Source organism: Bifidobacterium sp. M0353, from assembly GCF_016100645.1.
GTDB lineage: Bacteria > Actinomycetota > Actinomycetes > Actinomycetales > Bifidobacteriaceae > Bombiscardovia > Bombiscardovia choladohabitans.
Window position 1 is genome coordinate 220,201 of record NZ_JACFSB010000001.1, and the last position, 23,445, is coordinate 243,645.

18 protein-coding genes and 1 tRNA gene are annotated in these 23,445 nt (G+C 63.1%); 13 read left to right on the forward strand and 6 right to left on the reverse strand.

The genetic code is table 11. The features are described 5' to 3' along the window. The first annotated feature begins 54 nt into the window (after positions 1-54). Positions 55-942: a PHP domain-containing protein gene (locus H3V04_RS00750; protein WP_198186899.1), complete on the forward strand. Its 888-nt coding sequence runs from the start codon at positions 55-57 to the stop codon at positions 940-942. 64 nt (positions 943-1,006) lie between these two features. Here H3V04_RS00750 and H3V04_RS00755 read toward each other — a convergent pair whose 3' ends face one another. Next, positions 1,007-1,246 (reverse strand): DUF3107 domain-containing protein, encoded by a 240-nt coding sequence (locus H3V04_RS00755; RefSeq protein WP_198178955.1) that lies wholly within the window; start codon positions 1,244-1,246, stop codon positions 1,007-1,009. 89 nt (positions 1,247-1,335) lie between these two features. Next, on the reverse strand, positions 1,336-2,976 hold the full coding sequence (locus H3V04_RS00760; RefSeq protein WP_198186900.1) for a phosphotransferase: 1,641 nt from the start codon (positions 2,974-2,976) through the stop codon (positions 1,336-1,338). Between the two features lie 103 nt (positions 2,977-3,079). Here H3V04_RS00760 and H3V04_RS00765 point away from each other — a divergent pair, with 103 nt between their 5' ends. Continuing rightward, positions 3,080-4,570 carry an ATP-dependent helicase gene (locus tag H3V04_RS00765; RefSeq protein WP_198186901.1) on the forward strand — a complete coding sequence of 497 codons (1,491 nt, stop codon included), beginning with the start codon at positions 3,080-3,082 and terminating at the stop codon, positions 4,568-4,570. Between the two features lie 47 nt (positions 4,571-4,617). On the opposite strand, the gene H3V04_RS00770 is transcribed toward H3V04_RS00765, so the two are convergent. After that, positions 4,618-6,240: a zinc-dependent metalloprotease gene (locus H3V04_RS00770; protein ID WP_198186902.1), complete on the reverse strand. Its 1,623-nt coding sequence runs from the start codon at positions 6,238-6,240 to the stop codon at positions 4,618-4,620. A 94-nt stretch (positions 6,241-6,334) separates the two neighbouring features. Between H3V04_RS00770 and H3V04_RS00775 the strand changes: the two genes are divergently transcribed. After that, positions 6,335-7,201: a S16 family serine protease gene (locus tag H3V04_RS00775; protein WP_156149567.1), complete on the forward strand. Its 867-nt coding sequence runs from the start codon at positions 6,335-6,337 to the stop codon at positions 7,199-7,201. 51 nt (positions 7,202-7,252) lie between these two features. Beyond that, the gene (locus tag H3V04_RS00780) at positions 7,253-7,669 is read left to right on the forward strand and encodes a DUF3052 domain-containing protein (protein ID WP_024627263.1); all 417 of its coding nucleotides are present in this window, start codon (positions 7,253-7,255) and stop codon (positions 7,667-7,669) included. A gap of 149 nt (positions 7,670-7,818) precedes the next feature. Here H3V04_RS00780 and H3V04_RS00785 read toward each other — a convergent pair whose 3' ends face one another. After that, positions 7,819-9,363 carry an MDR family MFS transporter gene (locus tag H3V04_RS00785; protein WP_045935153.1) on the reverse strand — a complete coding sequence of 515 codons (1,545 nt, stop codon included), beginning with the start codon at positions 9,361-9,363 and terminating at the stop codon, positions 7,819-7,821. A 130-nt stretch (positions 9,364-9,493) separates the two neighbouring features. Here H3V04_RS00785 and H3V04_RS00790 point away from each other — a divergent pair. From H3V04_RS00790 to H3V04_RS00830, 9 genes are all read left to right on the forward strand, one after another. After that, positions 9,494-9,567, forward strand: a tRNA-Val gene (locus tag H3V04_RS00790). 100 nt (positions 9,568-9,667) lie between these two features. Further along, positions 9,668-11,419 (forward strand): DivIVA domain-containing protein, encoded by a 1,752-nt coding sequence (locus H3V04_RS00795; protein ID WP_198186903.1) that lies wholly within the window; start codon positions 9,668-9,670, stop codon positions 11,417-11,419. Next, positions 11,416-12,699: a 1-deoxy-D-xylulose-5-phosphate reductoisomerase gene (gene dxr, locus H3V04_RS00800; protein WP_232342398.1), complete on the forward strand. Its 1,284-nt coding sequence runs from the start codon at positions 11,416-11,418 to the stop codon at positions 12,697-12,699. Before H3V04_RS00795 ends, dxr begins: the two co-directional genes overlap by 4 nt. Continuing rightward, the gene (gene ispG / locus H3V04_RS00805; RefSeq protein WP_198186904.1) at positions 12,696-13,925 is read left to right on the forward strand and encodes a flavodoxin-dependent (E)-4-hydroxy-3-methylbut-2-enyl-diphosphate synthase; all 1,230 of its coding nucleotides are present in this window, start codon (positions 12,696-12,698) and stop codon (positions 13,923-13,925) included. Before dxr ends, ispG begins: the two co-directional genes overlap by 4 nt. A 101-nt stretch (positions 13,926-14,026) precedes the next feature. Next, positions 14,027-15,679 (forward strand): S9 family peptidase, encoded by a 1,653-nt coding sequence (locus tag H3V04_RS00810; RefSeq protein WP_198187471.1) that lies wholly within the window; start codon positions 14,027-14,029, stop codon positions 15,677-15,679. 15 nt (positions 15,680-15,694) lie between these two features. Then, positions 15,695-16,417, forward strand: a complete 723-nt coding sequence (recO, locus tag H3V04_RS00815; RefSeq protein ID WP_198186905.1) for a DNA repair protein RecO — start codon at positions 15,695-15,697, stop codon at positions 16,415-16,417. A 3-nt stretch (positions 16,418-16,420) separates the two neighbouring features. Continuing rightward, on the forward strand, positions 16,421-17,215 hold the full coding sequence (locus H3V04_RS00820) for an isoprenyl transferase (RefSeq protein ID WP_198186906.1): 795 nt from the start codon (positions 16,421-16,423) through the stop codon (positions 17,213-17,215). Positions 17,216-17,381: 166 nt separating this feature from the next. Further along, entirely contained in the window at positions 17,382-18,812 is a 1,431-nt protein-coding gene (locus tag H3V04_RS00825) for an amidohydrolase (RefSeq protein WP_198186907.1), read from the forward strand. A gap of 92 nt (positions 18,813-18,904) precedes the next feature. Then, the gene (locus tag H3V04_RS00830; RefSeq protein ID WP_154313341.1) at positions 18,905-20,101 is read left to right on the forward strand and encodes an MFS transporter; all 1,197 of its coding nucleotides are present in this window, start codon (positions 18,905-18,907) and stop codon (positions 20,099-20,101) included. 243 nt (positions 20,102-20,344) lie between these two features. Here H3V04_RS00830 and H3V04_RS00835 read toward each other — a convergent pair whose 3' ends face one another. After that, positions 20,345-21,868 (reverse strand): glycoside hydrolase family 32 protein, encoded by a 1,524-nt coding sequence (locus H3V04_RS00835; protein WP_198186908.1) that lies wholly within the window; start codon positions 21,866-21,868, stop codon positions 20,345-20,347. 50 nt (positions 21,869-21,918) lie between these two features. After that, on the reverse strand, positions 21,919-23,211 hold the full coding sequence (locus tag H3V04_RS00840; protein ID WP_198186909.1) for an MFS transporter: 1,293 nt from the start codon (positions 23,209-23,211) through the stop codon (positions 21,919-21,921). Positions 23,212-23,445 lie beyond the last annotated feature (234 nt).

Sequence of the window (23,445 nt, forward strand, 5' to 3'; positions counted from 1 at the left end):
TGGTCGGGAAGGTTCTCTGTGACGGGAACGCGTTCTCGAGTTTAGGATGGAGGCATGACGCATGAGGATACTGCCACGGTCTCCGGCTGGGACCTGCACTGCCACACCGTCTTCTCCGACGGCACTGTGACGCCCCAGGGGATGGTCGAGCAGGCGCAGCAGCTGGGACTGGAAGGTCTGGCCATCACCGACCATGACACCAATGCCGGCTGGGATGAGGCCCGTCAGGCGGCCAAGGCCCTGGGAATGCCCCTGCTGCCAGGCACCGAAATCACCGCGCAGGACGGCCGTGTCTCGGTCCACATGCTGGCCTACCTCTATGATCCGGAGGATCCGGTAATCGCCGGGCTCTTCGCCAAGACCAGGGAGACCAGGCTGACCAGGACCAGGACCATGGTGGAGCGGATCTCCCGGGACTATCCGATCACCTGGCAGGATGTGCTGGACCAGGTCAAGGAGGGGTCGAAGACCACGGTGGGGCGTCCGCATATCGCCGATGCCCTGGTCAAGGCCGGTGTCTATGCCGACCGGAGTCAGGCCTTCGCCGGGGTCTGCTCCTCCGGAAGCGCTTACTACCTACCTACGCCTTCGCCGACCACCCATCAGGTGCTGGCAGCGGTCAACCATGCGGGTGGTGTTCTGGTCATCGCCCACCCCGGTGCCGTCAGCCGCAATCCTGTTCTGCTCTCCGACCGGCAGATTGCCGCACTGGCCAGGGAGGGGCTGGGCGGCCTGGAGGTCTGGCACCGGGACAATCCTCCTGAGCAACGTCGACGGCTGCTGGCCCTGGCCCAACGCTGGGGGCTGCTGGTCACTGGAGGATCGGATTGGCACGGCCAAGGCAAGCCCAATCGCATGGGGGAGAACAGCACCAGTGGCCACGTGGTGGCCCGAATCGTGGCCAGGGCCCGGGGGAGCCGTCCTGTGGCCTGGAAGGGTTAGCCGATATGGATGGGGGGCGGTCGGACCACAAGGATCCGGCCGCCCCCGTCAGGCGATCACAGCCTCAGTCGGCGGAGCCTCCCAGAACGCCGAAGCCCACCGGATGGGTGGTGTCGGAACCGACCACTGCGTAGCCCAGGGACTCCTTGGGGACAATGATGTGCCGACCCTTGTCGTCCACCAGGTCGATGGGTCCGCCCTCGTTCAGGGCCTGGGTGATGTGGGCAGCCACCTCGTCCGCCTTGGCATTGGTGCTGAAGTTGACCGTGCGGGCCACGTTCTTGATGCCGAATTCGATATCCATTGCTACCTCCAAGGTTGTTCTCCGTCGCCCAGACCTGCCGGTCCGCGGATCTTCCGGTCTCATTATTCGCTGACCCAGGTGATTACGCTCTAAGCGTCTCCCTGATGTACCTCTTGGGCAGAGCCGGTTTCCGACGGGGATGCCGATGCCTGCCCATCTGCTGTGAGCGTGGGGGTCTGCTCGGGCTGGGGTTTTCTGGGAAGGATGATGGTCTCTGCCTGATCGCTTGCCAGGGCTTGAGCTGGTGGGGCATCATGCGGCTGGGGAGCGGCTTCTCCCGGCACAGGGGTGTTCGAGGGCTGGTCGTCTCCGGGCGGGTCTGCGGACGAGCCGCTTACCGCAGCCTTTGGATTCGTTTCGCCATCCGCATCCTCGTCACTGGTGGCTGGGTTGCCGATGCCGCGGAAGTGATCGCTCAGGCCTGATGCCTCCTCCTGGGCAAGGGGAGGAACAGTCGGTGGCTTGGATTGATCGTCGGTGCCAGTGTCTGTGCTCTGGGACTGCCTGATGGGCTTATTCCTGGCATCGGAGTGGTCCATGGCGGTCTGGGCCAGAGCCAGGTCGGCCATTTCCACCCTGTTGATGGCGATGGTGGCCGAGTTCTCATCCGAGGCATTCGTCGAGGCGGGGTCCGGCTCCGGTGCCGGGTTCTCCTCTACCTTGGAAGCAGAGGGGTCTTCAGCATTATCGTCGCCCAGCAGGGTGCCCACGGTGATTGTGGAGGGTGCGCCAGCGGGTGACGGACTGGGCGTATTCTGCTGCCAACGGGCGCGTTGATCCTGCTCGTGGTCGCCCAGCTGTTGGGCCAGACGCTCCACCTGGGCCTTGAATTGGATGATGCGCTCGTTGTCCGCATGATCCAGGGCGGTGATGAAGTCGCCCACCTGCTCCATCTGCAGCCAGAGATTGGCCCGGAGCATGATCAGGTCGTCCAGCCGAGCCCCCATCATCCTGCCATAGGCTGCGATGACTGCATTGCGGCGGGACCCGTCCAGCTTGGCGAAAATCCAGGCCAGGTCACGGGCAGGATCGTTGATCTGCATATCCTGCCAGCCGTAGACGCCGCTGAGTCCGGAGCCTGTATAGAGCAGATCGCCGTCCGAGAAGCCTCCGTGCACGGTGCAGGTTTCAAAGGACCAGAGTCCGTCGGTCGATACGATGGATGCCCACGAATTGGTGATTTCCTTGGGCACATGGCCGTCCATGCGCAGCCGCTTGATCCATCCCCGCAGTTGGGCCGCGATTTGGGCGGTGGAGAAGGCCGGATAGCCGTGGGTCTTCAGAAAATCAGGGCGAACCCGATGGATGGCGCCGATGGCTGTACCTGCGGCGGTGCATTCGTTCATGGTCAGCAGGTGGAGGGGGCGGATTCGGCCTGGGCAGTGGGTCATGACGGCAACAGCTGTGGTGCCGGTCGGACTGTCCGCCCTCTCGCCGGGCTGGTAGGCCAGGATGCGCTCGACTCGGAAGCCCATGGCCGCCATCTCCTTGGCGTCGGCCAGGGCCTGAGCCGCCTTGACCCGAGCGGCCAGCCGACGCTTGCCGGCTTCCGAGCTGGTGGCCCAGACGTCGTAGACGTTGCCGGTCGCGTCCTGGACCACGGCGCAGTCCACGCCCTGTGCACGATCCAGACTGCTGAGCTGGTCGCAGTCCCGCGCGCCGGTCATGGGCACCTCGGGCATGGCAGCCGACGCCAGGGCGGCCAGGGTCAGCTTCGTTCGTTCAGTCACATTCTCAAGGATAATACAAGGACCGTTGTGAATACGGTTGTCCACTTGACCACATGGGCACGCCGCCGCTGCTTTCGGTACCGGCCTTTGACACAATGGGGGTGTGCATGAGGATGAGGAACGATTGCTGGAGGGTCTGGATCCCGCCCAGCGGCAGGCGGCTACCGTGCTTGACGGGCCTGTGCGGATCGTCGCGGGGGCCGGGGCTGGCAAGACCAGGACCATCACCCGACGGATGGCCTATGCCTGCGCCAGCGGCAGCTGGGAGCCCTCCAGAACCTTGGCAGTGACCTTCTCGGTGCGTGCCGCGGCAGAAATGCGCGATCGGCTGACCAAGCTTGGCGTGTCGGCCTCCCTGCAGGCGGCGACCTTTCACTCGGCGGCCCTGCATCAGCTCAGGCGGGTTTGGCCCCAGGTCAGCGAAACCTATCCTCCTGATCTGATCGAGGATGTGGGGCCCCTGGTGTCCTCCTCCTACCAGCGGGTCTGCGGGCAGGAGGCCGACCCGGGCCAGGTCAGGGACCTGACTGCGGAGATCAACTGGGCCAAGGTGGGGCTGATCGCTCCCCAGGACTACGTTCGGGTCTGCGCGGCCAGCCACCGTCTGCCGCCTGCCGGTCTGGAGGCTGATCGGATGGCCGACCTGTACACGGTCTTCGAGAACTCCAAGGCCGCCCATAATCAGATGGACTTCAACGATATTCTTCTGCTGGTCTGTCACATATTGCAGGAAGGCGGCCAGGCTGCTGCCGACATTAGAGACCGAATCGGCTGGCTGACCGTGGACGAGTACCAGGATGTCTCGCCCCTGCAGCACCGGTTGCTCAAGCTCTGGCTCAACGGCAGGCAGAACCTGTGTGTGGTGGGGGACCCGGCCCAGACCATCTACTCTTTCGCCGGGGCCACCTCCTACTACCTGCTGAACTTCCCCCAGGAATTCCCGGGCATCAAGGCCGACCTGGACCTTTCCACCGACTACCGGTCCACGGGAAGGGTGGTTCACTACGCCAACGGCATTCTGGCGCGCTCGCCGGTGCGGGATGACTATCTGAAGCTGACCTCGGCCCGTCAGGAGGGCAGCAGGGTCGCGATGACACGTTATGAGGACGATGCTGATGAAGCTGGGGCCGTGGCCTCCCGGATATCCTCCATGATCCGGAAGGGTGCACGGCCCGGTCGATTTGCGATTCTGACGCGGATCAACGCCCAACAGACCCTGATTTGCCGTGCCCTGCACGAACATGGAATCGGCTACCGGGTCCGCACTGAGTCGGGCTGGCAGAACCAGTCGGTCGATCTGAGCAAGCAGGAGGTGCTGGCGCAGCTGGAGGGCGGCATGGGTCAGGGAAGGGTCACGGTCTCCACCATTCACGCCGCCAAGGGGTTGGAGTTCGCCCATGTCTTCATCGTGGGCTGTGCCGAGGGGCTGATCCCCTTTGGCTCACCGCCGGAAGGGGATGCCCTGGAGGAGGAGCGCCGCCTCATGTACGTAGGGGTGACCCGTGCCGAGGACACCCTCCACCTTTCCTACGCGGAGCACAAGGACGGCAGCGCCTTCGTCCGACGCACACCCAGCCGGTTCATTCACCGCTGAGCGCTAACGTCTGGGCCCTTGGAACACGGGGGGGGGGTGGATGCGATTCAGGCTTGGTGGCTGTCCGAATCACCCTTGTCCGAGTCGTTCTGATCCGGGTGACCGTCATCGGGATCTTTGGAATCCTTGTCAGCGCTCTTCTGGCTGTCGAAAGGTTCTTGGTCTGGATGCTCCTGCTCATTTGAAGCGTCGGAGTCTGCAGGGGTGGTCGTTTCGGCGGGTGGCTGCTTCTCCTCGGCGTTCAGTAATTTGTCCAGCTCGGCATCCCAGTCCACTGAGGTGGCGGGAGTGTCGGCCTCCTGCTCGGATTGCCCCTCTGCAGAGGTCGATGTTCCACCTTCGTCGGCTTCCTCTTTGACGGGCAGGGAGGGCAGCAGATCCGGATGGGACCAGTGGTCGTCACGGCCTTGGACGCCCTCTTCAGCGGTGATGCGCCCCCAAAGGTCGGCGGCCTCGCGCAACCGCTTGGGATGGAGATGCAGGCCCAGCAGGGACTCGAAGGTCTGCTCGGCCGGCCCTCCCACGGCACGCTCGCGTCGGGTCATCTCCCGCAGCTGCTCCAGATGGGGCAGGTGGGCCATGCCGGCGTTCCAGACCACGCAATCCACCCAGCCGTCGACCAGGGCCAGCAGGTCGCCCAGGCTGTGCAGGGCCTCCTTCTGCTCAGGGGTGTCTTCGATGCCTACGTTGCTGAGGTTGATGGCACCGGCGATGGATTCGGGGTTGATTTGCTCAGCGTCGCGCAGTTGGTCCTCCACGGCATCCAGGTCGATGGATACTCCCCGGGCGTACTTGCCGATCAGTGCCTCGAAGCGCGGCATCAGCCAGGGGACGGCGGCGTAGAGCCGGGCGTGGGCGGCCTCCTTGAGGGCCATGTAGCGGGTGACCTCGTCCAGATCCAGCTCCAAGGATTTGGCGTAGGCCTTGATGTTCTGTGGAATGAGGGCTCCGGCGGGGTTTTTCAGCAACGGTATGCCCTGGTCGAATCCTCCGCGGACCTCCTTGGCCAGCTCTCCGGCGGCCTGCCCCAGCTGCATGGCAAAGGAGGTGTTCCCCAGCAGCCTCAACAGGGTGGTCGGATCCTTGAGGTTGTCGGGCAGGGGGATGGGCACAGGTCCGGCGAACATTCCCGAAATCTCGCCCTGATCGAAGCCTTGGAAACGTTGGCTTATGACGGAGGTCAGGGCTTCGCTGACCGCCTGGGCCACCGGCGAGGCGAACTGGACCCAGGCGTCTATGCTGCCCTCGATCCATCCGGCGCGGGTCAGGGCTTCGGTCTGGCCCGGGGCGGGGTCGAAGGCGCAGACGGTGTCCAGCCAGAGGTTGGCTTCGCTCATGACTCGGGCCACCCGGTCGCTGTCCTCGGCTGTGATTGTGGTATCGGACTGGTCGGCCCTGGTGCGTCCCAGAGCGATGTTCTTGGCCAGTGCAAGGTTGATGGGCCCCTGGTCGGCCTGGGCCTGCATGTCGGCAGGGGTGTTCAGCCCCCCGGCCGTGAAGGCCTGGATCAGGGCCTGGACCTCGGCGGGTTTGGGCAGCTGATCGGCTCCCTGGGCCGCCATCTGGGAGCGGATGGACTCAGGCAGCTGTGAGAACTGACTCCAGGCCAGCTCGCCCTGCACCGGGCCGAAGCACTCGATGAGCCATTGGTGGATTGCATTCTCGTCCATTGCTTTGATTCCAGTCCTCGCCAAGGCAGGTCGTCCGCCATCAAGGTTGACGTCTGCCGGGATTATCGTCTTCATCAACCATAATATTGGAGCTATGACACTTCCGCACGGGAAATCGGATCACTGCGCCACAGGCGCACCCGAAAGGCAAATCGGGAAGCTTGGCGGACCCACCCGCAAAATGCTGGTCGGCGGTCTTCTGGTCATTCTGGCCATCTTGGTTCTTTTCCTCCCCTCGCCTTATACCATCGAGACGCCCGGACCCACCCAGGACGTGCTGGGAAGTTCAAAAGGCTCACCGGTCATCAGGGTCAGGGGCGGTCAGGTCCACCATGACAAGGGCCGCCTGCTGATGACCACGGTCAACGCCCGTGGAATCCCCGGCTACCCGGCATCCAACCTGGATGCGCTGGTGGGCTGGGCCGACCCCCACGCCACGGTGCTTCCCCAGGAGGCCGTGGTCCCTCCCGGACAGAGCGTCGAGGAATACAAGCGCCAGGAGCAGGGCGATATGCACGGCTCCCAGAAGGCCGCATCGGCCCAGGCCCTGGCCTTCCTCAAGGCTCGGGGATATGACGTATCAGGACTGCGGTTCAGCATGAGGGTGGCCGACATAGGCGGTCCTTCGGCCGGGCTCATGTACACCCTGGGGGCCATCGACAAGATCACCCCGGAGCAGGAGACCGGCGGTCTGACCATCGCCGGCACCGGCACCATGGACCAGAAGGGACGGGTCGGTGCCATTGGCGGTATCCAGCTGAAGATGCTGGGGGCCAAGCGGGACGGCGCCACCTGGTTCCTGGCGCCTGCGGCCAACTGTTCACAGGTGGCAGGCCATGTTCCACGGGGCCTGCGCGACGTACGGGTGTCCACCTTGGACGAGGCCTATAAGGCCCTGGTGGCCATCGGCCATGGTCAGGGGGAGGGGCTGCCCCGCTGCACGGCCGCCAAGGCCAAATAAGACAATGCCGGTCCAATTGGTGAATTCCGGCAGTCTTGTTATGCTGAAAACGTGGCTGAGACTACAACCTATACAGCGGAAGAGTTCGGTTTTCATCCCGGCGATATCGTCCAGGAATGGATGTGGGACGACGATGTCGACGACGGGATCCGGACCAGGATTGAGGATCTGACCGGCGAAGAGCTGGTGGACGAGGACTATGACGCAGCCGTGGATGGGGTCATCATCTGGTGGCGGGACGGCGATGCCGAGGACGATCTAGCGGACACCATCATGGATGCCTCAGCCATGGTCAACAAGGGCGCGCCTTTCTGGGTACTGACACCCAAACCAGGCAGGCCCGGGGCTTCGGCGCCAGGGGTCGTCTCCAATGCGGCCAAGACCGCGGGCATGAACGCCCTGATGCCCACCACCGTCAGCAAGGATTGGAACGCCACCCAGCTGCGGGCTTTCGGCAAGGGCAAGTAGGGACCTTAGGCTCTGCCAGCGATTACGGTAGCCGGGGATATTCCATAAGCGCCGATGAACGAGGTGGTGGGCATCGGAATCAACTGATGCCCACCACCTTCTTGTCATTCAAGGGGAATTCCCGAAGGAATCCGTCTGGCCAGAGGCCTTTACTGCCCGCCCTTGTCAGCAGCGGCGGGAGCCACCGTCGTGGCCTTGTTCTGATATTCGGCAAGCAGGGTGCGCGAGCGGATGTCGCAGAGGTTGGCCACCAGGGCCATGAGCAGGATGACCAGGCCCACCAGGAAGATCCAATGCAAGCCGTCGAAGACGATGGTGCGTGCCGGGCCAAGCAGTCGGGAGGGGATGCTCCCTGCCGTGGCCGGGTTGATCATGCTGTTCATCATGTCCTCGGTCAGTCCCTTATACTGAGGCACCTCGCGGGCGATGACCGTGTTCATGACGATGCCGAATATGGAGACCATCAGGGTCTGACCCAGGGAACGGGCCAGGGTGTTGAAGCTGGTCGAGGCGCCCACGTCGCCTGCCGGCACCACGCTCTGGGCGGTGATGGTCGAGGTGGTGATGGTCAGGCCGAATCCGAAGCCGACCACGGCCGAGATGACCAGGAAGACCCAGTAGGCGGTGGCCTGGGGGACGGCTATGTAGCAGATGCACGCCGTCAGGATGAAGGCCAGGCCGATGTTGGTGGCCCGGTGCGGTGGGTGGTGCATGGTCAGCGGTCCGGCCAGGTAGGCGCCCAGGAGCCAGAGAATGGAGGAGGGGGTGACCACAAAGCCGCCCAGGGAGGGGTTCATTCCCAGCACAGACTGCATCCAGATGGGCATGTAGGTGTCGAAGCCCATGAGGAATCCGGCCACCAGGAGCATGCAGATGTTCTGGATGACGAAGGTCCTGATGCGGAAGAGCCGCAGAGGCAGGATGGGATCCTCCTGGCGGCCCTCCACATGAAGAAGCAGGACAAAGGTGACCACGGTGGCCGCAGCCAGGATCAGGGTGATTCGCACATCGCCTGCCGATCCCAGGCTCTGCAGGCAGAGCATCAGGCAGATCAGGCAGATGCTGAGCAGCCCGATGCCCATGTAGTCGACGCGCGTTTCACGCGCCTTGATATGCTCGCTCAGGAAGATCTGGATCATGATGATGACCAGCAGGCCGATGGGCACATTGATGGCGAAGACCCAGTGCCAGCTTATCTGCTGGACGATGAAGCCTCCCAGCAGGGGGGCGATGATGGAGGCGATGCCCCAGGCCGAGCCGTTCAGGCCGATCATGCCAGCCCGCTTGTCCAGGGGGTAGATGTCGGCCAGGACCGTGTATGTCAGCGGCTGGATGGCACCGGCCCCCAGACCCTGCAGAAAACGGGCGCCGATCAGTTGGGGCATGGACTGGGAGAGGGCGCACAGGGTGGACCCGATCACGAAGACCAGCAGACCGATGGTCAGCAGCGGCTTGCGGCCGAAGCGGTCCGAAAGCTTGCCGTAGATAGGCGTGGTGACCGCCGTCATGAGCAGATAGATGGAGTAGACCCAGTTCATGATGGACAGCCCATGCAGGTCCCCGATGATGGTGGGCATGGCGGTGGAGACGATGGTCCCCTCGATGGCCGTCATGAAGGTGGCGATGAAGACCGCCACCGTCACCAGGGTGCGGTTGGTCTTCCTGCCACTGCCTGTATCGACTGTCTGTGACAATCCGAACCCCCTCTTCTATGGTGAATATGGTGTGTTTCTCTTCTTTTGCGGACAAGGCCCGCGAATTCCTAGTGGATTATAGCCGCACCGTGCGGCCTTGTCACCGTGTATTCTGCTAAGGTAGTGTGCTGGTCCCGTGGCTCAGTTGGTTAGAGCGCCACCTTTACACGGTGGATGTCCCCGGTTCGAGTCCGGGCGGGACCACAGGGGTTTTCAGGGGGCATGCCCGGAATCGCGTCTTAGCGCTCACGTAGAATCGATGCACGACGATCGTTGGCAAGAAAGGTCAGGAGGTCGATGCCTGATGTCAGCTAAGCCTGATGCCCGTGGAACCGAGGCGACCATCGCGCGCTCGGGCAAGCGCAAGTGGGGATATGACACCAAGCAGGTGGACGCCTTCCTGGAGCGGGCTCACTCGCTCTATGAGAGCCAGGACCCCGATTTGACCCAGGAGGAGATAGCCAACGCCTCCTTTGATCTGTGCAAGAACGGCTATATCATCACCCAGGTGGATGCCGCCCTCTCGCGGCTGGAGAGGGTGATTTCCGACCGACAGACCAGCCTGGAGATAGCCCGGGTGGGCGTGGATGGTTGGACGACCAGAATGGTCAGTCTGCAATCGGAGCTGACCACCCATGCCGGCAGGCCCTCGGGCAGCGTCTTCAAGCGTGGGGATCCTGGCATGCCCTCATACGACTGCAAACAGGTGGAGCGGCTGATCGAGCAGGTCCTCAACAAGACTTCTGACCAGCTCAACCTGCAGGAGGGACGGAAGACGGATTCGGGCAAGTCGAGGAACACCGACATCACGGCTGACCGCGTCTCCAATGTCATCTTCACCCAGCGTCGGGGGCCCAAGGGTTATGACGAGCGCCAGGTGGACTTCTTCCTGGCCAAGGCCGTCGAGCTTCTGGAGCAGCTGGAGTCCTTTGCCAGGGTCAGCGAAAGGGCCAAGAGGGACAGAGCCAATGCAACGGCGCCCGCTGCTGTTCCCGCGCAGTCGCAGCTGCCGGTTCAGGACCCTTCAGCTTCGGGCGTTCAGCCACTGATCGGACAGAGCCAGGCACCCGCCTGGAGCATCCCCAATGCTTCCGCTGTCGCAGGCGATCAGGGCAGTCAGGACGATTTCGCCCAACTGCACCAGGCAGAGCGGGCCATCTTCGAGGCTCCGGCAGCCAGCCCGCAGACGGCATCTACGGCGCCGACGGCGCAACCCAACAGTTCCCTGAGTGCTCTGGCTTCGGCGGTCAACCAGCGGCTGGCCCAGGAAGCCGCTGGTACGGCCCCGGCAGCATCGGCGGCAGCTGCTCCTGCCTCCTCAGCAGGCGTCAGCGGCGGAGCCCCAGCCCCCGTTGCTTCAACCAATCCCACCCCTGCCAATCCCCTTGTCTCCGGTCAACAGGAATCGGTCATGCCCGCCTCCGTGCCGCCTGCGGCCGCCCAGCCGGCCCCTGCGCCAACCAGCCACAATCCTGTGGCTCCCACTGCAGCGTCCGCGACACCCGCGTCGGCTGTTCAATCCGTGCCTTTCAACCCGGTGGCGCCTTCTTCGCCTTCGCCTGCACCACAGACTCCTGAGCCTGCTGTATTCCAGCCGACCCCTTCGGCACCCGTAGCCTCCACCCCGCCTACTTCGGCAGGGGAGGGTTTCTTCACCTCCACAACAAGGCCGGAATCGCCAGTGCCTCCTTCGACGACAGGGGCTGATACTGACGGCTCGTCTACACCCGGGTCCACCTCAATCATCTCCTCGCCCTTCGTCGATGGTCCTCTAGGCGCAGGCGGACCCTTGGGCAACTATGAGGAACCAGCACCTGCAGCGCCTGAGGTCCAGGAGCGTCCTTGGGCTGAGACAGCCGGAACCAGCACGGATACGCCCGACTGGGCCAAGCCCCGGTATTCGCAAAATACACAGGGGAACAAGCAGGACCAGGACCCGGATTCCTACCTGGCTTCGCTGCTCAACCAGGATCTGCCCAAGATGGATCTGGACATCCCCGATATTTCTTTCCCGGCCTTCGGCGACGAGGGGGAGCAGGATAAAGGCGGTCGATGAGTCATCTGACAGCAGTGAATACAGGCAGTGAAGGCAGGCAGGACGGTTTGTCAGTCGGACGAGAACGTACCTTGGTGGATTGGTCGCCCAGGGTCGATGCCGATCGGTCTCGCAGTCTGGTCATCCTGGGATCCACGGGGTCCATCGGCACTCAGGCCCTGGATCTGATCAGTCGCCATAGGGATCGGTTCCAGGTGACCGGGTTGGCCGCAGGTGGCGCGCATGTCGAGCTCCTGGCCCGCCAGGCCCGCGATTTTGGCGTGACCCGTCTGGCTCTGGCCGACAAGGCCCAGGTTCCGGCCCTGCAGCAGGCTCTCAATATCTTGGGATTGACCGGTATCCATGTAGAGGCAGGCATGGAGGCGGTCCAGGCTCTGGCCGGTTCCGGCAGCGATCTGGTCCTCAACGGCATCACCGGATCAGTCGGTCTGCGTCCGTCCATCGCGGCTCTGCAGGCCGGATCCCAGCTGGCTCTGGCCAACAAGGAGTCCGTGGTGGCGGGCGGCCATCTGCTCTTTGACGCCGAGATAAGGCCGGGCCAGATCAACCCGGTCGACTCCGAGCATTCGGCCATCTGGCAGTCCCTGCGTTCGGGGCAGCATGGGGAGGTGGCCCGTCTGGTGGTCACCGCCTCGGGAGGTCCCTTCCGGGGCTGGAGCCGCCAAGACATGCGCGAGGTCACCCCTGAGCAGGCCCTGAACCATCCCACCTGGTCCATGGGTCCGGTGGTCACCATCAACTCCTCCACCATGGTCAACAAGGGTCTGGAGGTCATCGAGGCCAGCAGGCTCTTCAGGATAGAGCCCGAACGAATCACCGTGGTGGTCCACCCCCAGTCCGTGGTCCACTCCATGGTCCAGTTCCAGGATGGGGCCACCATAAGCCAGGCTTCGCCTCCTGACATGCGTCTGCCCATCGCCCTGGGCCTGTCGGCACCCGCCCGTCTTGACAATGTGGCTGCGGCCTGCGACTGGTCCGAGGCCAGCACCTGGACTTTCGAGCCCCTGGACGACGAGGCCTTCCCGGCGGTCAACCTGGCCAGGCGGGCTCTGGGCAGCTGCGAGCCCATGACTGCGGTCTTCAATGCCGCCAACGAGCAGGCGGTCAGGGCCTTCCTGGATCACCGGCTGCCCTACCTAAGCATCGTCGAAACCATCCGTTCGGTCATGGATGCCATGGAAACGCATCTTCCGGGAACATTCACATCCGTGGAGGTAATGGAGCAAGTCGAGCATGAGGCACGCCAAAGGGCTGATGCTTTGATAGACATGACAGCGTGAGTAGCATTCCCAAGACCGAACAGTCAACATCCTCCCAGGGGTTCCGCAAGACAGGCGAGCAGGCCATCAGCCAGACTCCGCTGCATCCTCGTCGCCGCTCCCGTCGGATCATGGTGGGGTCTGTGCCGGTCGGCGGGGGAGCCCCTATTTCGGTGCAGTCCATGACCAATACGGTCACCGCTGACATCAACGCCACCTTGCAGCAGATCGCCGAGCTGGCCGCCGCCGGCTGCGATATCGTGCGGGTGGCTGTACCCAGCCAGGACGATGCCGACGCGCTTCCCATCATTGCAAAGAAGTCGCCCATCCCGGTCATCGCCGACATCCACTTCCAGAGCAAGTACGTCTTCCAGGCCATCGATGCCGGCTGTGCAGCCGTCAGGGTCAACCCGGGCAACATCCGCAAGTTCGACCAGGTCGGCCCCGAGATCTGCAAGGCGGCCACCGACGCGGGCATCTCCCTGCGCATCGGCGTCAACGCCGGCAGCCTGGACAAGGACATCTACGCCCGCTACGGCGGCCCCACCCCCGAGGCCCTGGTCGCCTCGGCCCTGAAAGAGGCCCATATGTTCGAGGACGTGGGCTTTCACGACTTCAAGATCTCCGTCAAGCACCACGATCCCGTCACCACGGTCCAGACCTATAGGCTCCTGGCCTCCAAGGGCGACTGGCCCCTGCACCTGGGCGTGACCGAGGCCGGGCCCTCCTGGCAGGGGACCATCAAGTCCTGCCTGGCCTTCGGCGCGCTCCTGGCCGAAGGCATCGGCGACACCATCAGGGTCTCCCTGTCCGCACCGCCTGTGGAAGAAGTCAAGGTGGGCTGCAAGATTCTGGAATATCTGGGGTTGCGTCAGCGCCACTTCGACATCATCTCCTGCCCCTCCTGCGGCAGGGCCCAGGTGGATGTGATCGAGCTGGCCAAGGAGGTCACCGAGGGGCTCAAGGACATCACCGCCCCCATCCGGGTGGCTGTCATGGGCTGCATTGTCAACGGACCAGGCGAGGCCAGGGAGGCCGACCTGGGAGTGGCTTCGGGCAACGGCAAGGGTCAGATCATCATCAAGGGCAAGGTGGTGCAGACCGTGCCTGAGGACCAGATCGTCCCCACCCTGCTGGAACGGGCCAAGGAAATCGCCGCCCAGATGGATGCCAAGGCTGCGGCCGAGGGTGAAACCCTGCCGGAGGCGGGCCCCATGGTGGTCCCGGTCACTGGCCGTGCCAGCTGAGGGCGTAAGCGCCATCCCCGCCACCGGCTACAATGACCGACGTGTCCCAAGAGGTTGAGCGTTCCCTCCCTGCAAGCGGGTGGAGCAGGGTCAGGCGGCTGATGACCAGCCTGCCCGTCTTCATCATCCTCATGGGCCTGCTGGTCTCTGTCTCCCACTTGACCGCCGTTCCCTGGAAATACGAACCAGTGGATCAGAATTTTCCCACCCTGACTCCGGACACCGCGGTCACCTTCGACTGGCCTGCCGGGGTTGACAGGGATACAGTGGGGCAGTACCAGGTCGAATCCCGTCACCAGGAACTGAGCGTGGAAAGGCCCGCCACTGGGGAGCACCAGCGCATCCGGATTCTGATCCGCACCCCCAAGGGGGCTTCAGGGAATCGGCCGGCAGTAGTCTTCATGCATGGCGCCGGATACGGCACCTGCGACAACTCCTTCGGGGACGTGGCCCGGACCCTGGCCTCTGCCGGTTTCGTCACCGCCGTGCTGGACAAGCCGGTCTGGTCCACCACGGATGCCGACCGGGACTATCCTGCTTCGGCCAAGGCCTACGAGCGGGTTGCCAACCTGCTGCGCGACCGGGATGATGTGGATGCATCCAAGGTGGGCATCTATGCCACCAGCGAGAGCACCTGGATCGCCGCCATGCTGCTGACCATGGACCACCGGATCGCCTTCCAGATCCTGCTCAGCCCCATGGTCTATTCCCCGCGCCACGCCATGGGCTTCTTCGTGGCCCAGGACTTCGCCATCGCCGGGGCCAACCAGGGCTACCAGTCGGTGGTCCGTCGGCTCTTCAGCACCGATGCCTCCCTCTTGGGCCTGAATAATCTGGATATCGATCCCACCGACCGCAACACCTATGCCATTCCCACCCTGCTGGCCTACGGGGCCAAGGATGTCATGACCGCCCAGGTGGAGGGGGTGCAGCGCGTGCTCTCCCAGGCCCATGTCTCGGGCAATGAGAACGTCACTGTGCGGTCCTACCCGGTCTCCAACCATGTGCTGCGGCTGGGGGATGAAGCCCGGACCGGCACGCCCCTGGCCGACCACTACCAGCAGGACATGGTCGACTGGGCGGTGGGTCAGGTCCATGGCCTGCACCAGACCAGCCCCAGCGTGGGTGGGGCCACCATCCACCAGTCCATAGCCGTGCCCACTGACCTGCGGGGGCGGCGCTCGCTGACCATCTATATGTTGGTCCTGCACCTGCTGACCCTGGTGCTTCTGCTGGCGGCCCTGGTCATGGCCCTGGTGGCCGGTCTGATGAAATTGTTCCGCCTGCGACGACACAAGGACCCGGTCCTGGGCTTCAGCCATGGCTTCGGCGGCACCCTGGTCACCATCACCGGCACCACCCTGGCTACCCTGGTCCTTTTCGGGGCCGGTCTGGGTCAGGTCATCATGGCGGTGGTACGACTGGGATGGGGCGGCGTGCCCGACCAGGCCGGGGTCAGCTACTGGAGCTGGCCGGTCATCCAGGTGGTCTGCGCCCTGGTCATCTGGGCCTGGTCGCGCACCTTCGCCCGCATGGTCGAGGTCGCCTCCCTGAGGGGATTGGACCGGCTTCCCGACCGGGTCCGCACAAGCAAGGCCGGCGGCCCCACTTTGCGTCAGCAGATGCGCAACTTGGATCCCAGGCCTGTTCTGGCCTCCACCCGCTTTGGCATTGCCCTCTTCATCGTCACCACCCTGGCCATGTTCGGAGTCCTGCTGATCTTCGCCTTCTGGGGCCTGTTCATCTACCAATGAAAGGACGGGACCGTCGTGGCCATCTATCGTGACGAGGGCCTGGTCCTCAGAACGGTCAAACTGGGCGAGGCCGACCGGATCGTCACCATTCTGACCAGGGGACACGGCAAGGTCAGGGCCGTGGCCAAGGGGGTTCGACGGACCAAATCCCGTTTCGGCGCTCGGCTGGAGCCATTCATGCGTGACGATCTGCTCATCTCCCGTGGCCGCAACCTGGACATCGTCTCCCAGGCCGTCTGCATAGCCGCCTATGCGGATGCCATATGCGCCGACTATGACCTCTACGCCAACGGGGGCGTCATGCTTGAGACCGCCGACAAACTGGTGGTGGGCGAGCATGAGCCGGCCCCGGAGCAATACCGTCTGCTGGTCTCCGCCCTGGCCAGCCTGGCAGGTCACCGGCATGGACCCCGCGACATCGGTGCCTCCTACCTGCTCCGTTCCCTGGCGCTGGCGGGCTGGAGGCCCCGGCTGGATTCCTGCATCGTCTGCGGCCGGACCGACCAGCTGACCCATTTCTCGGTGCCCGGCGGCGGTGTGGTCTGCAGCCGGGATAGGCCCACCGACGCTGTGGCGGTGGATCCCGCCACACTGGCACGCTTTCGGGCGCTGAGCAGCGGGGACTGGTCCAAGTTGGACGGCAGGGATTCAACCCCCCTCTGCGATGGTCTTGTCGAGAAATGGGGCGAATATTACCTGGAGCGGCCCATCAGGTCCCTTAGGCTATTAGATTCTTGAAGCATGAGCTTTGACCCTGTCGACTACACCTCCCTGGACGTGCCCGCAGCCCCCTTCTCCGATCCCGCTCGTATCCCGCAGTTTCCCGAGGGCTCAGTCCCGCGTCACCTGGGTGTGATCATGGACGGCAATGGCCGCTGGGCCAAACAGAGGGGGATGGAGCGCACCCAGGGCCACCGGGCCGCCGAGCCGGTCGTCTTCGACACCATAGCCGGGGCCATCGAGGCAGGGGTCCGATACCTGAGTCTGTATACCTTCTCCACCGAGAATTGGAAGCGCTCGCCCTCAGAAGTCCGCTTTCTGATGGGCTTCTCCCGGGACATCATCCACCGGCGGGTGGCCCAGATGGACGACTGGGGAGTGCGCGTGCGCTGGGCGGGCCGTCGGCCCAGGCTATGGAAGTCGGTCATCGACGAGCTGGAGGCGGCCATGGAGCGCACCCGGCACAACACCAGGATCGATGTGATCTTCTGCATCAACTACGGGGGCAGGGCTGAGCTGGCCGATGCAGCCACCGACATCGCCCGGGAGGTGGCGGCCGGGCGGATCAAGGGATCCAAGGTGACCGAAAAGATGATCGCCCAGCACCTCTACAACCCCGACATACCGGACTGCGACCTGGTCCTGCGCACCTCGGGGGAGCAGCGCACCTCCAACTTCCTGCCCTGGCAGGCGGCCTATGCGGAGCTGGACTTCGTGCCCGAGCTCTTCCCCGACTGTGGGCGCGAGGTGCTTTGGCGGGCCATCGACGATTACATCCACCGGGACAGGCGGTTCGGCGGGGTGGGCCAAGCCTAAAGCAGATGAGGCCTCCGATTTTGTGAGGTTAGCCATAGTCGTCCAAATTTACACGCCTGAACACTCTCGTAATGCCCTTGAAAGGTAGTCTGTGTCTTATCGCAGCGGAGCAAGCCAAATCCGCTGTGGCAATCAGGGCAGCAAACGAAGCGAAGGAGTGACAGGCGTGGACGACAAGCAACGCATCATGCAGATCATCGAAGATAAGTCACAGGAGTTCATCGAGGCCGCCGATCATATTTGGGGTACCCCCGAGACCCGGTTTGCCGTGAAGGAGTCGGTCCAGCAGCACTACAAGGTGCTGGAGCAGGAGGGCTTTGACATCGAAAAGGGCGTGGGCCATATGGACTACGCCTACGTGGCGACCTGGGGCTCGGGCCGTCCGGTGATCGGCATCACTGGCGAATACGACGCCCTGGGAGGCCTCAGCCAGGTGGCTGATCTGGGCGAGCACAAGCCCTTGGTCGAAGGCGGCAACGGGCAAGGCTGCGGCCACAACATCCTGGGCATGGCCGCTGTAGCGGCAGGCGTGGGCATCAAGACCTTCATGCAGGAGAAGGGGCTCAAGGGGACCATCAAGGTCTTCGGCTGCCCGGCTGAGGAGTCGGGCTATGGCAAGGCCTTCATGGCCAGGGACGGGGTCTTCGACGGGCTGGACCTGGCCCTGTCCTGGCATCCCTCGGATGTGACCCAGGCCTGGGGCTCCTCCAGCCTGGCTGTCCTACAGGCCTACTTCGACTTCACCGGCGTGCCGGCACACGCGGCTGCGGCTCCCGAGCTGGGCCGGAGCGCCCTGGATGCCGCGGAGCTGATGAACGTGGGCGTGCAGTTCCTGCGCGAACACATGATCGATGCGGCCCGTGTGCACTACGCCTTCATCGATGCAGGCGGCGAGTCGGCCAACGTGGTGCAGTCCCACGCCCGGCTCTACTACTTCGTGCGTGCTCCCAGGATGGACCAGGCTCAGGATCTGTTCAAGCGTGTGGAGAAGATCGCCCAGGGTGCGGCCCTGATGACCGAGACCCAGGTCAAGGAGGAGTTCGATGCGGCCTGCTACAACTTCGTCCCCAACCATCCGCTGACCGAGGCCATAGACAGGAATCTGGACCTCGTCGGCCCCCTGCCCCTGGACCAGCAGGAGCTGGACTACGAACGCCGCTACACCGACACGGTCCCCGAGGCCGGCAAGCAGCGGGTGCTCAGCCGTACCAAGGCCGCCTTCCCCGATCTTCCGGATGAGGAAGTCAGGAAGATGGCCGAGTCCACCATGGCTCTGAAGAAGTATCCGCTGGCCTTCACGGATACGGCATCGGGGTCCACTGACGTCGGCGATGTCAGCTGGCAGACGCCCACCGCCCAGTTCAGCGGCGGGTTCGAGCCCCAGGGCACCTCTGCTCACTCTTGGCAGTGGGCGGCCAACGGCAAGTCCTCGGTGGCCCACAAGGGCCTGCTGGCTGCGGGCAAGACCCTGGCTCTGACTGCCTACGATGCCTTTACCGACCCGGATCTGGTCAAGGCCGCCAAGGAGGACTTCGACAAGACCTTCGCCGGTCAGGAGTACAAGGTCGTCATTCCTGACGATGTGATGCCCCACTGACTTACCTACCGTTCGGCTGCCGCCGGACACGGTGATCTCTGCGGATCACTTTGCCCGGCGGCGGACGGCTTCGACTGAAGGATGACAGACCAATGGCAATCAAGCAATCCTCAAAAACGGCGAGCGGAACGCTGATCTTCTCCCTGATGGCCGGTTACTCGATCGTGTACATGGACAAGAACATGATCTCGACCGCCATCATCCCCATCTCCGAGCAGTTCCACCTTGACTCGGGGCAGACAGGCATCATTATGTCGGCCTTCTTCCTGGGCTACTCGCTCATGCAGATTCCCAGCGGCTGGCTGGCCGACAGGCTTGGGGCCAAGCGTGTGTTGATGGCCTCCATGATCATCATTGGTCTGTTCAGCTACCTGTTCGGCCTGGCCAATGGCCTGGCCTTCTTCATCATCGTCCGGTTCTTCGCCGGCATGGGCCACGGAGGCTACCCGCCCTCCTGCTCCAAGTCGATCGCGGAGAATTTCCCTCAGGAACGGCGCACCTTCGTACAGTCGCTGATCCTGTCGACCTCGGGCATCGGCGGCATCCTGGCCTTCGTCCTGGGCGCCAACCTGGTCGCCATCAACTGGCACCTGGCCTACGCTGTGCTGGGCACCCTCTATCTGCTGGCCTTTGTCTGCATTCTGATCTTCGTGCCCTCCAAACCCCGCCAGCCCGAGGTTGACCAGAAGCCCGGAGCCAAGGGTGCAGGGTTCCTCGAGGTCCTGAAGAACCGGAACGTGCTGGTCCTCTTCGTGGCCATGCTTCTGCTCAACATCCTCCTGTACGGCAATATCTCCTGGATGCCCACCTTCATAAAGAACACCTTCGGCCTTACGATTGGCCAGGCCGGCATCCTGCTGGCGGTCAATGCGGTCTTCACGACCGTCGCCACCATCTATGCTGGTCAGCTGCTCTCGAAGCTCTTCCTGGGCAGGGAGAAGGTGGCCATCCTGGGCGCCGGGGTGATCAGTGCCGTCCTGGTGGTCTGCTTCGTCTTCTCGCGCAACATCTGGCTCTCCCTCCTGCTGCTGATCCTGGTATCCTGCGTCTCCGTGGTGGCCTTCACCGGCATCTTCACCTGGCCCCACAAGATCATGGACCCGCACATCATCGGCTCCGCCATCGGCATCATCAATACCGGCGGCACCCTGGGCGGGTTCCTGGCCCCCATGATCATCGGTTACCTGGTCAAGGCCGCCGGCGGCTCCTTCGTCGGAGCCTTCCTCTTCATGGGTGCGGCGGCCATCGCCTCCGGCCTCATGGCTCTGCTGGTCAAGGTCGGCAAGTAAAGCCGAGGCTGAGGTAGCCTCGTTCAGGCTTCCGGGTCCGAAGATCAAGGGGTCCGAGATCGAGTCATGACTGCCGATTAAGTGCAAGCAGTCACTGTCAAAGGACTGTCGCTTCTTTAGGATCCTTCGATTCCTTGGTTCTGACCACAGGTGTTTAAATGAGGATGTTTTTACAAGAGAAAGGCCCGCTCCCTGAGCAATTTCAGGGAGCGGGCCTTTCCTATGCCGACCAGGGAAGTAGGATTAGCGATCCGGCTCTTCCCAGATGGTGCCCAGTTTGGCGATGGAGATGGAGTTAATCAGGGCCTTGCCTTCGCCGGATTCGGCAATCAGGCGGATGCCGCGCGGTCCTTCGGCGGGGAAGGAGTAGGAGGACATGATCTCCAGGCCGTCGTTTACGACGACCTCGATCGAGCCCCGGTCCACGATGATGCGCAGCTTGAGCTTGCCCGAGGACTTGTCGACGGGAGCAGTGCGGTAGCCACGGTCCCCATAGGTGTTGCAGTGGCGGTCGAGCACCACGCGGCCCAGCTGGTCGTCATAGCAGACCAGCGTGTGGTCACCTGATTGGGTCCGATGAATCTCCAGGCCGATGCGCTCGGCCTGCGACTTGTTCAGATCGATCTCCATATTGATGTCGGCGGTCTGCGCGTCGTTCACCAGATCCTGGCTGCCGTTGACCTCCAGCTCGATGGGACCGAAGTCCTGCTTGTCCTGGTCCAGGTCGGAGAACTCACGCACCGGCAGGCAGCGCAGGTGATCACCGGCCAGGGTGACCTCGCGGGGTACGGTGAACTGTCCGCACCAGCCATCCTCCTGCATGGGGATGGGTTCCGTGAAGGGGCTCATCCAGCCGAAGACCAGCCGACGGCCGTCAGGGGCCTGGAAGGTCTGCGGTGCATAGAAGTTATGGCCGTCGTCCCAGAGGTGGAACTCAGTCTCCTGATGGAAGTCGCCGCCGGGCTGCCAGCTGCCGATCACGTAACCGGCGTTGTTGTGGTTGCGGGCTTCGAACCCCTGGGGCTTCAGGCCCATGGCCGAGTAGCAGATCACCCACTTGTCCTCCAGGGGGAACATGTCGGGGCATTCCAGCATGAAGACCTCAGGGTCGGGGTGCCGGTAGATCACCCGGTCGAAGGTCCAGTGCTCCATGTCATTGGAGGTGTACATCCAGATCTCGCCGCGTTGTGCGGGGGTGCTGACTCCGAAGACCATGTACCAGAGCCCGCCCATCTTCCACACCTTGGGATCGCGGAAGTGCAGGATCTTGTCGTCCGGGCAGGGGATCACGACCCCCTTCTTTTCGAAGTGGATCCCGTCTGAGGAGACAGCCATGCACTGCTCCTGGAGGTTGCCGTCGTCATCGTTGACCCCGTTGCGCCAGCGGTGACCTGTGTAGTAGATGGTCAGACGGCCGTCGTCGCCCACCACGGCCGATCCGGAGAAGACTCCGTCCTTCTCGACCTCCAGGGTGGGCGCCATGGCCAGGGGCTCGCGCCGCCAGGTGACCAGATCGGCGCTGGACACATGCCCCCAGTGCATGTTGCCCCACTCGCTCCCGTAGGGATTGAGCTGGAAGTAGGCATGATAGCGCCCCTTGTAGTAGCTCAGGCCATTGGGGTCGTTGATCCATCCGGCCTTGGAGGCGATGTGGCACTGGGGATACCAGCGGTCATTGCGGGTGGCGAAGAGCCGGTCGATGCTCTTCTGGGCCTTGTCCAGTTGAGCGCTCATGTCGGCGTTTTCCTTGGTTGTTGGCTGGTTCATCCTTGAATCCTTTCGGGTTGGATGGGTGCTGATGATGGTTGGTATGGGGATCAGCCCTGGGTTACGGCGGACTTCTGCGAATCCCTGATGAAGGGATCGCCGTCCACCTGCTGGTCGTCGCGCTTGAGCACGAAGATGCCGTAAATCAAGGCGACCAGTACTACCAGTGAGATGGTGTAGAAGGTGACCTGGTCGCCGGCGCGGTCGTGGAGGATGCCCAGCGGGGTGGACATGGCCACCTGGCCGACCTGGGAGGCGATCTGGAAGCCCACCATGTAAAGGGTGGCGGACAGCTTGGGGTTGAAGTGCAGAGTGAAGTAGCGGAAGGCAGGCAGGCTGAAGAGCGGGACCTCAATGGAGTGGAAGAGCTTGACAACAGAGACCATGACCGGATCGTGGAAGAAGCCGCACAGGCCGATCCTGGCGAACATGACCGTAGCTCCCAGCAGAAGGGAGTTGCGCACGCCGATCTTGCGCATGATGATGGGAACCACGCCCATCATGGCTGATTCCAGGAACACTTGGATGGAGTTGAGGATGCCATAGACCTCGTGACCCTGTTCCGGGGTGGGGAAGAGGTTGGCATAGTAGTTGGGGAACATCTGTTGGTCGAAGACCGTGTAGAAGGTGTTGGTGAAGATTACAAAGACGATCAGGAGCCAGAGGGCGGGCATGCCCAGGACATGGATCATGTCGCGCAAAGAGGGCTGGGACTTTTCGCCCTCGGGGGTGGACTCTCGCTTGATCTCCTCGCGCTGCTCATCGGGGATCCAGAAGGCGTAGACCAGGAGCATGCACGCGCCGAAGGCGGACCCCAGCCAGAAGTTGATCATCGGGTTGATGTTGAAAGTGAACCCTGCGATCAGAGCCACAATGGCGTAGCCGAAGGAGCCCCAGGCGCGGGACTGGCCGTATTCGAATCCGAATTTGCGGCTGTACCGCTCGGTGATGGCCTCGATCAGGGAGCAGCCTGACATGAAACCTGCGGATAGAACGATTGAACCGAGTACGGCGCCCAGGATCAGGTTGGAATGCATGAGGGGGGCGTAGATGAACTGCACGAAAGGTCCGACCAGCGCTGCAATGGCGGCGATGAAGATGGCGAGCCTACGCTTGACCCCCAGCTCGTCCTGTATTACCCCGTAGACAAACATTATTATCAGCGTGCCCACGGAGTTGATGGAGTAGATGTTGCCGACCTGGGTGTTGGTCATGCCAAGACCGTTGATCAGCCATGGCGAGTAGAAGGACCACCAGATGCCCCAGGCGCAGAAGAAGAAGAATATTCCGGTAGAGGATTCCAAATATGATGGATTCCTCCACGCCGATAATTTGGTGGCCATGCTGCCCCTCTTTCCTTGTTGCGCACCGCTTCTCCGCAGTGCTTTCCGGTTCGATGCACTTACTGTGTGCAGAGCGAATCCTGGTAGGTATAGTAAATCGTCAATCGATTTACGTCAAACGATTGACAATCATTCTGCGTGCCTGTGAGCACAATTAGCAGCTAGCGGGGATGTTGGCCGATTGGCAATTGGCGCGAAGCCCTCCGGAATTCGACCTTGTTTTACTATCTTGCG